13 protein-coding genes are annotated in these 15,673 nt (G+C 35.9%); 6 read left to right on the top strand and 7 right to left on the bottom strand.

Going from position 1 to position 15,673, the window contains the following annotated elements; genetic code table 11:
• Positions 1-96: 96 nt before the first annotated feature.
• Complete coding sequence (locus VK161_RS05820) at positions 97-471, top strand: DUF4345 domain-containing protein (protein WP_324213821.1); 375 nt, start codon at positions 97-99, stop codon at positions 469-471.
• A gap of 245 nt (positions 472-716) precedes the next feature.
• Here VK161_RS05820 and VK161_RS05815 read toward each other — a convergent pair whose 3' ends face one another.
• The 7 genes from VK161_RS05815 to VK161_RS05785 form a co-directional block, all read right to left on the bottom strand.
• Positions 717-1,070, bottom strand: coding sequence for a hypothetical protein (locus VK161_RS05815; RefSeq protein ID WP_324213820.1), 354 nt, complete (start codon positions 1,068-1,070; stop codon positions 717-719).
• Complete coding sequence (locus VK161_RS05810) at positions 1,067-1,561, bottom strand: DoxX family protein (protein WP_324213819.1); 495 nt, start codon at positions 1,559-1,561, stop codon at positions 1,067-1,069. The genes VK161_RS05815 and VK161_RS05810 overlap by 4 nt, the downstream gene beginning before the upstream one ends.
• Positions 1,562-1,579: 18 nt before the next feature.
• Positions 1,580-2,242: a GIN domain-containing protein gene (locus VK161_RS05805; protein ID WP_324213818.1), complete on the bottom strand. Its 663-nt coding sequence runs from the start codon at positions 2,240-2,242 to the stop codon at positions 1,580-1,582.
• A 50-nt stretch (positions 2,243-2,292) separates the two neighbouring features.
• On the bottom strand, positions 2,293-2,646 hold the full coding sequence (locus tag VK161_RS05800) for a hypothetical protein (RefSeq protein WP_324213817.1): 354 nt from the start codon (positions 2,644-2,646) through the stop codon (positions 2,293-2,295).
• A gap of 180 nt (positions 2,647-2,826) precedes the next feature.
• Positions 2,827-4,035 carry a helix-turn-helix transcriptional regulator gene (locus VK161_RS05795; protein WP_324213816.1) on the bottom strand — a complete coding sequence of 403 codons (1,209 nt, stop codon included), beginning with the start codon at positions 4,033-4,035 and terminating at the stop codon, positions 2,827-2,829.
• Between the two features lie 124 nt (positions 4,036-4,159).
• Positions 4,160-5,305: a GNAT family N-acetyltransferase gene (locus tag VK161_RS05790; RefSeq protein WP_324213815.1), complete on the bottom strand. Its 1,146-nt coding sequence runs from the start codon at positions 5,303-5,305 to the stop codon at positions 4,160-4,162.
• A gap of 54 nt (positions 5,306-5,359) precedes the next feature.
• Positions 5,360-5,842 (bottom strand): DUF1761 domain-containing protein, encoded by a 483-nt coding sequence (locus tag VK161_RS05785; protein ID WP_324213814.1) that lies wholly within the window; start codon positions 5,840-5,842, stop codon positions 5,360-5,362.
• Positions 5,843-6,038: 196 nt separating this feature from the next.
• Between VK161_RS05785 and VK161_RS05780 the strand changes: the two genes are divergently transcribed.
• The 5 genes from VK161_RS05780 to VK161_RS05760 form a co-directional block, all read left to right on the top strand.
• Positions 6,039-6,890: a Two component regulator three Y domain protein gene (locus tag VK161_RS05780; protein WP_324213813.1), complete on the top strand. Its 852-nt coding sequence runs from the start codon at positions 6,039-6,041 to the stop codon at positions 6,888-6,890.
• 86 nt (positions 6,891-6,976) lie between these two features.
• Positions 6,977-7,609, top strand: a complete 633-nt coding sequence (locus VK161_RS05775) for a response regulator transcription factor (RefSeq protein ID WP_324213812.1) — start codon at positions 6,977-6,979, stop codon at positions 7,607-7,609.
• 428 nt (positions 7,610-8,037) lie between these two features.
• The gene (locus VK161_RS05770; protein WP_324213811.1) at positions 8,038-14,160 is read left to right on the top strand and encodes a gliding motility-associated C-terminal domain-containing protein; all 6,123 of its coding nucleotides are present in this window, start codon (positions 8,038-8,040) and stop codon (positions 14,158-14,160) included.
• 47 nt (positions 14,161-14,207) lie between these two features.
• Positions 14,208-15,119 carry a type IX secretion system membrane protein PorP/SprF gene (locus VK161_RS05765; protein ID WP_324213810.1) on the top strand — a complete coding sequence of 304 codons (912 nt, stop codon included), beginning with the start codon at positions 14,208-14,210 and terminating at the stop codon, positions 15,117-15,119.
• A gap of 12 nt (positions 15,120-15,131) precedes the next feature.
• The coding region (locus tag VK161_RS05760) for a tetratricopeptide repeat protein (protein ID WP_414655411.1) at positions 15,132-15,673 on the top strand (542 nt) is incomplete at its 3' end.

Raw genomic sequence — 15,673 nt, 5'->3', positions numbered from 1 at the left:
CTAAAAATTGTAAGCCTTTTTCACAAAAAGCTTTCCACTACAATCAGGGCTAGGCAATCCATTTCAACAGCTATTTTTCGTACTTTTGGATTCGTTATGAATAGAATAGTTCAAAATCTTCATTTCTACATATCCATTCCAATTGTAATTGCAGTTGCTTTGGTTTACGGTTTTCAACCTAATTTACTTTTCGACATCCAACCCAACTCTATTGACGAGCACAATGTGTACAAAGCCATTATGGGAATTTATTTGGCTTTTGCTTCTTTTTGGTCTTTGGCGTTGATCCAAAAAAACTATTGGAAAGCAGCCACAATTTCCAATATCCTTTTTATGTTGGGTTTGGCGCTCGGTCGTTTGATTAGTTTTGCAGTTGATGGAATTCCGTCGTCACTATTACTTTTCGGATGTTTCGGCGAACTCGCTTTAGCTTTTTACGGTTATTATCTCCTAAAAAATCAAGTTAAATAATAGTTGTTCAACCTGTCTAGAATTAAATGAGTTCGCAAATACAATAACAATTCGTTTTTTATATTGAATTTTAGTTTTTGAAATAGTACTTTTTGCCACGAATTCACGAATCATAATTTAAATTTATTTTTAAAAAAAACCATTCATCGTAGATGAATATTCGAATAAATCAAATACCAACTTTGTTAAATTCGTGAATTCGTGGCAAAAAAAAATGATTTTTGCATCTAATACATATTAAATCATTATTCTTTATCAAACACCAAATCAACAAAAGTAGTGTCGTTTTTAGTGTCAAAATTAATTCTGCGATTGGGTTGGTCTTGCAATTCAAAATTGCCGTTCACTGTACATTTTCCTTCTGCAAATAAATAACCAGTTTCAGTGGTAATGATGGCTTTGTACAAACTGTCTTTGACTATTTCTTGCATCGGATAATCCGTTTCCCAACTCAAGGGTTGACCGTTTCCTCTAATTCCAACCGACTGAATGTTATCAACTTTAGACACATCCAAAGTAACTACTACAATTCGCTTGTACGTTTTTTGAACACAACTGCACATCAATAAACTAATGATAAATACAAAAACACTTTTCATGATTTCTGAGTTTTTTTAGTCACTAAATAGTCAATGCCAAATCGTCCTGAACCTAAAATGAGATAGAACATTCCAATCCACAAAAATCCCATGGCTGGCAACATGTTCCACATTCCTTGTTGCCATTGTTGCATGAACATAGCGACTAACATTGTACAGATAATCAAGAAAGAAGCGATTCGGGTTTGAAATCCAATCAACAATAAAATGCCACCGATTCCTTCTGAAAACGCGCCCATCCATGCAAAAAATGCCGGGAACAAAGCAAAGATGCCACCGTATTCCGCTACATCATTCGGAAACCAAAAAGCCACTTCAAACAAATTCAAATTGTTATCTTCAGGTGACCAAGGCAAACCAAATTTTGGCGATCCAAATTCAACAGTGAGCAGGTAACCGCAAATCACTCTTGGAATCATTACAACTGCATCTTGCCACCAATAAATCAGTGTGGTAGGTTGGGTTAGTTTTTGAAATATTGTTCTGAACATACGATTTTTTTTAAAGGGTTATTTCAATAAATTTCCATTGCCTGTTCGAGATGATTTACCATCGTAATTGGCATTTCCTTTGTTAGTGATGTTCCCGTTTCCTGAGACAGTGGCTACTATTTCTTCTGAAACATTTACCGTAGTATTTCCATTGCCTCTGCAAATGATATTGGCTTTCTTGGCTTTGAGTTCAGCTAAGTTGGAATTGCCATTTCCTGTATTTTTGACTTCCAATTCGTCAACTGTTCCTAAAACTTTAGATGTTGAATTACTAAAATTTTCCAATCGAAAATAGCGCCCAATAACACCATTGATAACTAAATTAGCATTACTATCGTTGCGAATTACAGTAGCTTCTGGCATGGTGATTTTGATTTTAATATTGGAGTTTTCGATGTACATTCGGTTGTTTTTGTTGCCTTTTAAATAAACAGTCAACTCGTGTTCTGTTGGATTTTCTTTGAATGCAAGTAACGATTCTAAATTGTCGTCTACAGTTACAGAAATGCTCCAACTTTTGCCAATTTCAACTTCCAATTTTCCGTCTAAGTCTTCAAAATAAACTTTATCGAAGTTGGTGTAATCAAAGTTTTTAGTAATTGTTTTTCCTGAGCCTTTTAGTTGTGCGTTTGCAAAAGTTGATGTTACTATCATTACAATTGCTAGAATTAATTTTGTCATAATTTCTTTTTTAATGATTGATTTTGTGATTGATTGATGATTGAAACTAGTTAATTATAAGTCATTCCTAAATTCAAGTCGCCTTTTACTTTTAGTGTAACAGAAGCATATTCATCTCCTGTGTTTTCGATTATCAAAGCTGTATTACTCTCCGTTTTTATGGTAGCCGTTTCTTTCGGATTTACAAGAATAGGTGAATACGTTCCGCCATCGATAGGCGCTTGGTAAATTTTTAAAACGGTAACACCTTCGTTTTTTAAATGGGTTTTGAATGAACCGTGTTTATTATTACCCAACACAAACTTTTCTTTGGGTTTGATGGATGTATTCGAATTCAATGATCCAAAAACTCCGCACGATACTGTGCAAATGAATAGCAATGCTACTACAATACTTTTTTTCATCTTTTTAAGTTTTATGAAACTAAACAATGAGTTTCAGTTATTTGATGAAGCAAAGTTGCAGCAATAGCCAAAGCTAAACGCTTCAGATTATAATTTGAGCCAAACTAAGCAGGTCTCAAATTATAATTGATTATAAAGTCATTGAAATAAAGGGTTTCTTTGGAGTAAAATTGAAAGGTTTCAAATCGTATTGGAGTAATCTTTTGGTGAAATACCCGCATTTTTCTTAAAAGCGCGGTTAAAAGTAGCTTTCGAATTGAATCCGCAATCAAAAGCAATTCCGAGTAAAGTTGATTTTTTTTGTTCGCCTTGTTCCAGCATTTTTTTTACCGCTTCAACCCGATAGTTATTAATCAAATCGTTAAAGTTCATTTTGAATCCTTGATTAATCGCTTTTGAAATCACAGCAGCATTGGTGTTCAATTTTTTGGCAATATCGGTTAAGGTCAGTTCTGGGTTTTGGTATAATTTTTCCGTCAATAGTATGTCTTCAATTTTCGATTTCCAGCTTTCGATTTCGGATGAAATTTCGGGTTGAATCAATTCGTGTTCAATATCGATTACAGCTTCTCCCTCTTTATTAGAAGTAAAATTATCGGTAAGTAAAATCGGATTTTTATCGAAAACCGACATCCGGAACGAAATTTTTGAACTAACCGAATTCGAATAACCCGTCACGGCGATGTAATACAGCACCAAAGAAAACATCAGAAAAAACCACCAAGTTCCTTGATACGAATCGAGTTGCGGGAAAATAAAACTTAGAAGCGTAAAGGTCAGTCGAATTCCAATCATACTTAAAAAAGCAAAAAGGTAATTGCGAATCCATCGAAATAAAAGCGTATCGGCATTACTTGTAACTTGGACTATTAGTTTTTTGTATTTGTTGTAGTATAAAATACTCAATACAAAATAAATGGTCATCGATGCAAAGCCACTGTATTGATACCAACTGTCAAAGTCTTTGTCTGTTTGGTCTTCGTAAAAATAATAACTTCCAAAAATGAATTTGTCGTACATCCAAAAGCTGCCGATTAATAACAAGTAAAAAATGCCGGGAAGAAAATGCGCAACGTCTTTTTTTGAAAACTTAAAGGAAGGATTTAGCAAGCTCTGAGTGTAGAAATAAATCACCGGACCCATAAAAAATAATTGCTGAAACGGAGCGTAAAACAGAACGTCTCGATACGGCTGATTGTCGTACCAACCTGCAAAGCCCAACATCCATGGCGCAATAAATAAGCTGCATAGAAAGAGGAAAATACTCAGCCAATAATTGGATTTGTTTTCAGTTTTGTAGGCTTTAATGAGTAGTAAAATGCTGTAAATGATTCCGTGTGCAAACGGAATAAGTAGGAGTGAAGAATAAAACCCAAATTCAAACAGCATTTTTTTTGACCAAGTTAGCAAACTTTTACATACGAATTTACTGCTTGCAAAAATTTTGAGATTTGTTTATTGTGGTCTGAGTTTCGATTTTACCCTTTGTAATTTGTAATTTGTTTTTTGGATTTTATTTAAAAGGATGTCGTTGTTGCCATTCCATTTCAGGTTCCAATCGGGGGAAAATTTTAGAGATGTACTTATTGATCAAAGAATTGTTGTGGTACAAAAATCCAGACATTTTTACTGGAACAGCGCCAATTGAGCTCTTAATTTCCAATGCCGTTCTTCCGAAAATGATTTTTTTAAATCCGTGTTCAATGCCAAATTCGGTCATGTTGTACAGCATATTTAAATACAACATATTCTCTTTTTGTACTTCGGAATCATAACCCAAAAAATAGGTTTCTAAAACGGTTCCGTTCAATAGAAGAGTGTGAAATCCGACCAGTTTTTCATCCAAAAAATAACCAAACAACAAGAAGTTGGTTTGGCATTGTTTTTTCATAGTAGAAAAATGATTTTCAGAAAGAAAAAAGGTGTTGAATGGAGCATTTTTAGCAACGTAATGGTATAAGTTGTAGAGTGTTTTTTCGTGATGAACAATTTGCTCATAGCTAAGATTTTCAACTACAATTCCATCAAATTTTTTATGAGCACGTTTGTATTGATCACGGTATTTTTTTGAAAACGAAGCAACGTAATCATCAGCGGTTTTCCATTTTTCTTCCAAATAGAAAATCATATTGGGTTGCGCATTGAACTCGTATACTTCAGCGAAATCGTGTTTTTTAAGTTCAGCAGAACATTCTTCGTAAAAATCTTTAAACGAAACCAAGTGGATTTTAATTCCTTTATTTTTGAAATATAAAGTCAACTCTTTGGCTGTTTGCGCCAAAATTTCGCTGATGTGTTGAAAATCAATTTCTTTTGAAAAAGCATAGCCGTTTTGACCTGTAATCATGTTGTTTCCAAGGAACAACACATGGGAAGCAAAATTTTTAAAAACAAAATTTCGAACCGCCGTTTTGAGGCACTTATCGCGCTCACCAAACGATTCTAATTTATTTAAATCAAGGTATTGTGCTAACGAAACTCCGATAAGTTCACTATTTTCAAAAACACCAATGTAAAAACACTGCATATTTACGGGTGCAGATTCTTCCAGCACTTTTAAATAATGCGTTTGCAGGAAAACATTGCTTTGAGCAACAGTATTCCATAGAGTTGGGACTTCGCCAACAGAGTTGTATATAGTAAACGTAATTGGTGTCAAAATAAAAAATCGCCCCACAAAAGTAGAGCGATTCAATTATAATTAAATGTTAAATTATTTCCAACCGCAGATAATGGCTCCCATGATAGTTAAAGTCACGATCCAATATCCTGCAGTTACAAAAAGTAACTTCCATGATTTTTGGTCAAACATCGCATTAACTCCTAAAATTGGAAAAGCAATAAAAAGACCCGACATAAAACCATGTAATGCTCCGTGTTTGAAGGTTCTAAACTCGTTTTCATAATCCGCCATAAATGCGGCATAAGAAGGTAGTGCTTTGGTTTCGTCGCCACCAATCATACCAAGCGCTCCCATTTGATGGATTACTAATCCGGGAACAGCAAGTGAAATCATAAGAGAAAACAAAATTGTAAATCCGAAGATTTTCAACATGTTTCCTTGTTTGGCTTTTTCTTCGGTCATTCCGGTTTCGTTCATCCAGATGGTTCCGAAAACTTTGGGATTGTACCAGACAAATCCGACTAATAATGTAGCAAGTGCTGCTACTAAAACGGCAATTGGGTTAAAAGGCATAGTTTAAAAATTATTGGTTAGTGAATCAAAAATACAAATTTTTTTATACATAGTGTTTTGTCATTAAAAAAATAGCCTTTTGCAATAAAAATTGTAAGATAATTACCTTTTTAAAACTTTAAAATCGCATTACGTCGATTTTATTTGCTTATAAACGATTTTGTATGTTACTTTACTTAACCAAATCTAAAAGACCATGAAAAAAATTACTTTATTACTGGCTATTTTCGTTACAACTTTCTCGTTTGCAGAAGTTTCTCAAGCCGAAAAGGAAATTTTAATTTCTTTATATAATTCGACTAATGGAACCAATTGGGAAACCAAATGGAATTTGACTCAACCTGTCGCTAAATGGTATGGAGTTACAGTTGAAAATGATAAAGTAGTAGCTTTGGATTTGCCAAACAACAACTTAAAAGGAAGTTTGCCATCAGAATTAGGTGGTTTGAAAAGTATAAGAGTAATCAATTTTTTCAAAAACGAATTATCAGGTGAAATTCCGGCTACTATTGGTGATTTAAAATCATTAGTTTCTTTGAATTTGTCATTCAATAAATTAAATGGTTCCATTCCTGAGTCTATTTCAAATGCAACCAACCTAGTTTCTTTGGAATTGTTTATGAACGGATTGACGGGTTCAATACCATCATCAATAAACAAATTGGAAAAATTAGAATTATTGTCGTTGTACAACAATCAGTTAACTGGAGAATTGCCTGCAAGTTTATTCAATTTAAAAAGTATTAAAGTTTTACAACTTAATAGTAACAAGTTATCGGGAGTTTTAAGTCCGGAGGTTGCTAATTTAAAAACATTAGAATCATTAGTTTTATTTGATAATAATTTAGTTGGTACTATTCCTTTTGAATTGGAGCGATTGAATAATTTAAAAGAGATGAATGTTTCGTATAATAACTTCAACGGTTTTGTTTCCAGAGGTTTAGCTGAGAAAGATACATTCAAAATGACAATGGTAAACGAACAAGGAGTAGCAACAACACTCAATGTCTACACAGAAAAAGACAAAGCCATTGTAAACGAAGAATAATAGTTTAAAATACACCAATAAAAGCTTCAATTTTGAAGCTTTTTTTAATTTATATATTAGTGTATATTTGCCCAAATAAAATGATAATGAGCAATCACAATAATATACTGATTTTAGACGATCACCTTGTAGTTAGAAAAGGGATAAAGTTGTTTTTAAATGACAAGTTCAAATCGTATGTTGTTTATGAATCGGATAGTTACCAAACAACCTTAGATTTGGTTAATAGAATTCAATTCAATTTGATTTTTTTGGATATTAATATCAACGGAATTGAGAACATCAGAATAATGAAAGAGGTAAAAGAACTTCAGCCTGATGTTAAAATTCTAGTCTTTTCATCGCACGAAGAAAAGCAGTATGGATTACGTTATATTCAAAATGGAGCAGATGGTTATTTGAATAAGTTTTGCTCTGAAGAAAAGATGGAAATTGCCGTGAAGCAAATTTTTGAAAAAGGGTATTTCTACAGCGATTCATTAAAAGAAAAATTAGCCACTACTTCCAAATCCAATAGCAATAAAAATCCTTTAGAGAAATTGTCTAACAGAGAATTTGAAATCGCCAAACTTTTAGTTGATGGTGATGGTAATCTCGAAATTGCTAATAAATTGGATTTAAAAATGTCCACCGTTAGTACCTATAAAAACAGAATTTTTGAAAAGCTCAAAGTGATGAGTATTATCGGTTTGGCCGATGTTTTTAAAGAATACAGTTAATATTTCCTACCACATTTTTTTAAATCATGACCATTATGACAAATGTCATTTGAAAGGTCACTTTTCTTTTCCAAATTGTTCCTCAAAAACAGTTAGGTTTTTTTTAATTCTTTAATTCAAAAGAATCAATGGTATAATACTTTTGATTTTAATGTTAATGGATTAATGTGTTTTTTATTTTAATTTTTTTAGTTATTAATTGGTAAGAAAAATAACGTTAATAAATGATTGCTTATTTTCCATAAATTACTTATTTTAATGTCATGAACCTTTGATTTCACTCGATTTTTATAGACGAACTGCTTAAAAAGTCCGATAAAGTAATCAATTGTATGTTATTTTGTAGTATAAATTTTATTAACAAATAAAAATATTTTTTAATTTTGCCCGAATTATAAGACCTAAGAATAATTAACAGTATTCAAATTATGAATAAAACTACTTCTATCAAATTGTTGATTGGTGCTTTTTTATGGTTACTAGTCAGTCTTTTTGCTGTGAATGGTTATGCGGAAGGTACGCCTACGTTATCGCCAAATGCAGCAAACATTACAGGATTATTATCGGCTCCTGATATTGTAGCTGGTCCGTATGTTAATGCAGCGGAAGATAATCGTGTAAAGTTCTTAATTACCAACAATGCAACCGAAAACCTTTATTTTGGTTTTGATGCTCGTGGTTATGTAAATACAGCACCCAATAATCGTTTGGGAGCAAATGTTGTATTTTATCGTATCTACAGTTCGGCAGCACCAGCTGTTGTTATTCAACAAGGTGTTTGGGATCCTACTGCCAATTCAAATGGTAGTATTGATACACATGCTGAAGCTTTAGCAGGTCCAAACATTAATGGTGTAACTACAGGTTATAATCCTTTAGTGTTTAATCCAACAGCAGATGGTGAATATTTTATTTCTATATACAGAAGTAGTACAATTGATGGTAACACACCGATTACAACTGGTGTAGGAAGCAGAGTGTATATGCCTCTTTTTGATTTCACTGTGGCTTCGGGTCCAGCGGCTACTGCTACAATCATTAACGGTCGTTTGTACTCTGATAAATGGAGTTTTGCTGCTGCTGATGCAGCTTTTGTAATTACTGCAGGTGCAACTCCTGCCAATGCTGAACCAGTATTTCATGCCTACACTGATGACCAAACTGTAGTTCGTATTGATTTTGAAACAGGTTTCCAGCCAATTGCATTTAATATAGCGGTAAATAAATATGGTGTTTCAACTCCAGGCTTATGGACCACTACAAGACGATCAGTGAATTCGGCAACAACTCCAGCTTTGGCTGGTGGATATAAAGTGTTTGTTAATTTACCTGATACATCGCCATCGGCCTTTCCAATTGCAGCTATTCCTGCCAATCCAACATTTCAAACGCCAGCAATTTCAGGTTGTGCACCAAATTATAATATTAACTATAATATTGCTGCTGCAGGAGATGTTCAGATATTGTTAGATCTTAATGGCGTTCCGGGTTTTCAAGTTGCTTCAGCTGACCGAATTTTAGAAGATCTTGATGTAACAGCGGGAAATCATTCCCTAGCTTGGGATGGTTTGAATGGAGTTGGAGTTGCTGTGCCTTCGGGAACTAATTTCAACATAGCATTAACTTTCTTAAAAGGACGTTTCAACTTACCATTGTACGATGCCGAGTTGAATAAAAATGGTTTACGAGTAAGTTTGGTATTGCCCGTTCCTTTGGCTAATTCCCGTATTTATTGGGATGACTCAGGTTTAGTCAATGTTGATAACAATGCAGGAGTTTGTGATGGTACAGCCAATGGATCTTCAAGTAACTATACAGGTAGTGGTCTAAACAATTCATTCGTAGGAACTATATCACCAGCTCACGCATGGAGTGGTAATGGAAATACAGGCCAAGTTATTCCGGCACCAGGTGTTCCTGCTGTTGCGCCAAACAATGAAACAACAGGTTTACAATGTGATGATTTCGGAAACGTTCGTGTCATCAACACTTGGGGTTGGGGATATACTTCTAATGCAACCAATTTGAATGTAACTTTGGGTTGTGCGGATTTGTCGGTTACTAAAATTGCAAGTAACATGACACCAGTGGTTGGTTCCAACATAACATTCACATTAACAGCAACAAACAATGGAACCGTTAACGCGCTTAATACAGTAGTTAATGATTTGTTGTCAGCTACATGTTACAGCTTTGTTTCGGCCACTCCTTCAACAGGTTCTTACAATAGTGCAACAGGTGATTGGACTATAGGTACTTTAAACAATGGGGCAACTGCAACATTAAATATTGTAGCCACTGTAATTAGTCAAACTGGTTGTGCAAATAGCGCAAGTATTACAAGTAATCAAACTGATACAGTTCCAGGAAATAATACATCATCAATAACTCCGACACCTTCAAATTTAATTGATGCAGTCAACGATGGTCCAACAACTGTTGCTTCCGGTTCTGGAGTAGTAAATGTTGGTAGTGTTATTACAAATGATACAATTAATGGAGTTGTAGTTACTACAGCAAATACAGATGTAACACCGGTTACAAATGGACCATTAAGTATTAATGCTAATGGTGATTTGTCATTAGCAGCTAACACTCCTAGTGGAACATATACAATCACATACCAATTATGTGAAACAGCTGCTCCAGCTAATTGTGATACAGCGATTGCAACTGTGATTGTTCTTAACCCAATTGATGCTGTAAATGATCCAGCTACAACAGTAGCTTCAGGAGCAACACCAACACCAGCAGGAAGTGTTTTAGGAAATGATACTTTAAATGGTAATCCAGCAACTACTGCCAATACAGATGTAACGCCAGCGACTCAAGGACCAATTAGTGTTGATGCTAATGGAGATTTAACTGTGGCAGCTAATACACCTTCAGGAACTTACAATATAACTTATCAGTTGTGTGAAACGGGAGCGAATCCTGCTAATTGCGATACAGCGATTGCTACAGTAATTGTAGCTAACCCAATTGATGCTGTAAATGATCCAGCTACTACAGTAGCATCAGGAGTAACTCCAACTCCAGCAGGAAGTGTTTTAGGAAATGATACCTTAAATGGTTCACCAGCAACAATTGCTACAACAGATGTTACACCAGGTTCAAACGGACCATTAAGCATAGATGTTGATGGTAACTTAACTGTTGCGCCAAACACACCTTCAGGAACTTACAATATAACATATCAGTTGTGTGAAACGGGAGCGAATCCAGCTAATTGTGATACAGCGATTGCAACTGTGATTGTTCTTAACCCAATTGATGCTGTGAATGATCCAGCTACTACAGTAGCATCAGGAGCAACTCCAACTCCAGCAGGAAGTGTTTTAGGAAATGATACCTTAAATGGTTCACCAGCAACAATTGCTACAACAGATGTTACACCAGGTTCAAACGGACCATTAAGCATAGATGTTGATGGTAACTTAACTGTTGCTCCAAACACACCTTCAGGAACTTATACAATTACTTATCAATTGTGTGAAACGGGAGCGAATCCAGCTAATTGTGATACTGCCATTGCAACAGTAGATGTAGTAGCTCCAATCGACGCAGTAAACGATACTCCAGCTCCAATCAATGGATTAGACGGCGGAACAACCCCAAGTGTATTAGTAAATGACACTTTGAATGGTTCGCCAGTAGTACCAGCAGACATTACCTTAACACCAGTAACAGTACCAGCAGGTTTAACCTTAAACCCTGACGGAACGATAACGGTTGCACCAAATACACCAGCGGGAACTTATCCAGTAGTTTACCAAATCTGTGAGATAGCGGTACCGACCAACTGTGACACAGCAACTGCGAATGTAGTAGTTGACCCAGCACCGATAGATGCGATTGTAGATGATTATACAGCATCACCAATCAACGGAACTGATGGAGGATCAACAGCAAGTGTTTTAGTAAACGATACTTTAAATGGATTAGCAGTAGTTCCAGCGGATATTGCACTAACTCCAGTAACAGTACCAGCAGGATTGACATTAAATGCTGATGGAACCATCACTGTTGCCCCAAATACCCCAGCGAGTACTTATGTAGTTACCTATCAAATTTGTGAGAATTTAAATCCGACGAATTGTGATACAACAACGGCTACCGTATTAGTAACACCAGCACCGATTGATGCCATAGACGATACGCCAGCATCGATTGCAAGTGCACCAGGAGGAACTACTCCAAGTGTATTATTGAATGATACTTTGAACGGAGTTATTTTAACTCCAGCGGATGTAATTTTAACACCGGTAACAGTACCAGCAGGATTGACATTAAATCCTGACGGAACCATCACCGTAGCACCAGGTACACCAAATGGCACGTACCCAGTAGTCTACCAAATCTGTGAAGTATTAAACCCAACAAATTGTGATACTGCAACGGCAAGTGTAGTTGTGGTTGCTATAGATGCTATTGATGATACGTTAGGCACATTTACAGGTGGAGATACTACAACAAGTGTCTTAAATAATGATACTGTTAATGGTCCTATAGTTAATCCAGCTGACGTGATTGTTTCGTCAGTTACTGTTCCTACTGGTTTAACATTGAATCCAGATGGAACAATTACTATAGCAGCAGGAACACCATCTGATACATACACAGTTGTTTATCAGATTTGTGAAATTGCAATACCAACTAATTGTGATCAAGCTACAGCAACAATAGTTGTACTTAACCCAATTGATGCAGTAAATGATGATTACAGTGCAACGCCATTAACATCAGGAGATACCACTCCAAGTGTAATTGTAAACGATACTTTAGATGGTAACCCAGCAGTAATCGGAACCAATCCAGGAGAAGTAACGTTAAGTGGAATCACAGTTCCAGCAGAGCTTACGTTAAACCCAGATGGAACGATCACTGTAAATCCAAATACACCATCAGGAACATACACAGTAGTATATGAAATCTGTGAAGTGGGTTCTAATCCAGCGAATTGTGATCAAGCAACAGCAACAATAGTTGTGCTTAACCCAATTGATGCAGTAAATGATGATTACAGTGCCACACCACTTACATCTGGAGATACTACTCCAAGTGTAATTGTGAATGATACCTTAGATGGTAACCCAGCAGTAATCGGAACTAATCCAGGAGAAGTAACGCTAACAGGAGTAACTGTTCCAGCAGAGCTTACGTTAAACCCAGATGGAACGATTACTGTCAATCCAAACACACCATCAGGAACATACACAGTAGTATATGAAATCTGTGAAGTGGGTGCTAATCCAGCGAATTGTGATCAAGCTACTGTAACGATAGTTGTGTTTAACCCAATTGTTGCCAATGATGATGACAATACAGCGAATCCGGTTAATGGATACGAAGGAGGAATTGCCATTCCAACTGTATTAGTAAATGATACATTAGACGGAAGTGCTACTAATACACCTCTAGTAACAATAACATTGACTAGTACCTTACCAACTGGAATCTTTTTTGACACCACAACAGGTTCGGTAACAGTTGCACCAGGAACACCAGCTGGAACGTATACGTTTACTTATGATTTATGTGAAACAGGAGCAAATCCTGCAAACTGTGATCCAGCAACTGTAACAATTGTAGTAACTGCACCTCCAATTATTGCTGAAGATGACGATTTATCATCTACTCCAATAAACGGTTTTGACGGAGGAATTCCAGGTAATATTTTTGATAACAACGGAAGTGGTGAAGATACTTTGAACCTATTGCCAGTGATTCAAGATGAAGTGACCATCACAATTCTTGATAATGATGGATTGACTGGTCTAGTAATCGATGATAATGGAGATGTAATCGTGCCTGCAGGAACACCAATGGGAACTTACACAGTGGTTTATCAAATATGTGACGTGTTGAATCCAACTAATTGTGATACGGCTGAGATTATTATTGTAGTTGAAGCTCCAGTAATTGATGCAGTTGATAATGATTTCACAAGTACACCAATCAACTCTGCAACAGGAGGAACAGTTTCAATATTCAACAATGATACATTAAATAATGACCCAATTGATCCAGCCGATGTGACCGTTTCAATTATCGATTTTGGTGGTGTAAACGGAGCCCAAGTAGACGTTAATGGTAATGTTACCATTCCAGCTGGAACACCTCCAGGAACATATGTGTTAACATACCAAGTTTGTCAAGTGTTGAACCCAACCGTATGTGATATCGCAACGATTACAATTCTTGTTCTCGATCCATGTGATTTCGATGACGCACCAGATTCTTGTGATGTTATAGTTTACAATACTATATCTAACAATAATGACGGAATAAATGACTACTTTATTCTTGAAGGAATTGAACGATTCCCAAACAATACAGTTGAAATTTATAACAGATGGGGTGTTCTAGTTTATGATGTTGAAGGCTATGATAATGATACTAGAGTGTTCAGAGGAATATCTGAAGGTAGATCAACAATCAAGCAAGATTCTGAATTGCCAGAAGGAACTTATTTCTACGTACTTAAATACACCAAATCAAATGGTGTTGTAAAAGAAAGAGCAGGATATTTATACATTAATAGACAATAGTTAAACTTCCGGGAGTAGCAATACTCTCGGAACAAACACCAAAATAAATGAGAACAAAAATTTTATATTTCGCTTTGATGTTAATTGGATTAGTGAGTTATGCCCAACAAGATGCTCAGTATACCCAATACATGTACAACACGATAAATGTGAATCCTGCCTATGCTGGTTCGCGCGGAGTTTTGAGTGTTTTTGGTTTGCACCGCACACAATGGGTTGGATTAGATGGAGCACCAACAACTAATGCATTCTCGCTCAATTCACCTATTGACAACAGTAATTTAGGAGTTGGACTCTCGTTTGTGAATGATAAAATCGGACCAACAGTGGAGAATACCATTTCGGCTGATTTATCCTATACCATTCGTACTTCTGAGACCTATAAACTGTCTTTTGGTGTTAAAGGAACTGCTAATCTATTCAACTTAGATGTAACCAAGCTGAATCCACAAAATGCGGGTGACCCACTTTTGCAAGATTTAGACAACGACTTCTCTCCTAATGTAGGTGCGGGTGCGTATTTACATTCTGATAAATTGTATTTGGGTGTATCGGTACCCAACTTCTTCGAGACCAAACGTTACGATGATAATGATGTGGCTGTGTACAAAGAGCGTATGAATTTATACTTCATCGGTGGATATGTATTTGACCTTACTCCTAGTTTGAAATTCAAACCGGCTTTCTTAACTAAAGTAGTTGAAGGTGCGCCATTGCAATTGGATGTGTCGGGTAACTTCTTAATTAACGAAAAGTTTGTTTTGGGTGCGGCTTGGAGATGGGATGCTGCTGTGAGTGCTATGGCTGGTTTCCAAATCACTGATGGATTATTTATTGGATACGGTTACGATTTAGAGACCACCAAACTGGCCAACTATAATTCGGGTTCACACGAAGTATTTTTACGATTTGAATTATTTAAAAAACAAGAAAAGATCGTTTCACCTCGATTCTTCTAATAGCGTTGTATCATGAGAAATAGAATTTTATACACAACTGTGCTACTTGTCTTATCGATGAGTATGTTTTCACAAAAGGTTAAAGAAGCTAAAGCCGATAAAGCTTATGAAAAATTTGCCTATGTAGATGCCATCAAAACCTATGAGCGTTTGTTCGAGAAAGGATACAAAACTCCAGAGATGTTGCAAAAACTAGGTAACGCTTATTACTTTAAAGCCGAATTAGAGAATGCTGCCAAATGGTACGGTGAACTTTTTGCGCTGACTCAAGATGTAGAACCTGAATACTACTATCGTTATGCTCAGTCGTTAAAAGCGATTAAAGATTATAAAAAAGCCGATCAGATGCTCGAGAAATTCAATCAAAAGAATGGAACGGACATCAGAGCTAAATTAGCTTCAGCTCAAAAAGATTATTTGGCTGTTATTAAGAAAAACTCAGGTCGTTATACTTTAGAGAATGCCGGAATCAATTCAGAGTTTTCTGATTATGGTAGCGCGTATTACAACAACAAAGTCATCTTTGCTTCGGCTAGAGATACCGGTGGAGTGCG

The organism is Flavobacterium sp., from assembly GCF_035299245.1.
GTDB lineage: Bacteria > Bacteroidota > Bacteroidia > Flavobacteriales > Flavobacteriaceae > Flavobacterium.
Note: the sequence above shows the minus strand (reverse complement) of the source record. Positions and strands in the feature narration are given on the sequence as shown.

Coding starts and splice junctions, on each gene's coding strand:
- VK161_RS05795 (WP_324213816.1), bottom strand. CDS start 4,035: ATGCTGTTTGAATTTGGGTTTTATTCTTCACTCCTACTTATTCCGTTT.
- VK161_RS05820 (WP_324213821.1), top strand. CDS start 97: ATGAATAGAATAGTTCAAAATCTTCATTTCTACATATCCATTCCAATT.
- VK161_RS05780 (WP_324213813.1), top strand. CDS start 6,039: ATGAAAAAAATTACTTTATTACTGGCTATTTTCGTTACAACTTTCTCG.
- VK161_RS05810 (WP_324213819.1), bottom strand. CDS start 1,561: ATGTTCAGAACAATATTTCAAAAACTAACCCAACCTACCACACTGATT.
- VK161_RS05815 (WP_324213820.1), bottom strand. CDS start 1,070: ATGAAAAGTGTTTTTGTATTTATCATTAGTTTATTGATGTGCAGTTGT.
- VK161_RS05775 (WP_324213812.1), top strand. CDS start 6,977: ATGAGCAATCACAATAATATACTGATTTTAGACGATCACCTTGTAGTT.
- VK161_RS05800 (WP_324213817.1), bottom strand. CDS start 2,646: ATGAAAAAAAGTATTGTAGTAGCATTGCTATTCATTTGCACAGTATCG.
- VK161_RS05785 (WP_324213814.1), bottom strand. CDS start 5,842: ATGCCTTTTAACCCAATTGCCGTTTTAGTAGCAGCACTTGCTACATTA.
- VK161_RS05770 (WP_324213811.1), top strand. CDS start 8,038: ATGAATAAAACTACTTCTATCAAATTGTTGATTGGTGCTTTTTTATGG.
- VK161_RS05765 (WP_324213810.1), top strand. CDS start 14,208: ATGAGAACAAAAATTTTATATTTCGCTTTGATGTTAATTGGATTAGTG.
- VK161_RS05805 (WP_324213818.1), bottom strand. CDS start 2,242: ATGACAAAATTAATTCTAGCAATTGTAATGATAGTAACATCAACTTTT.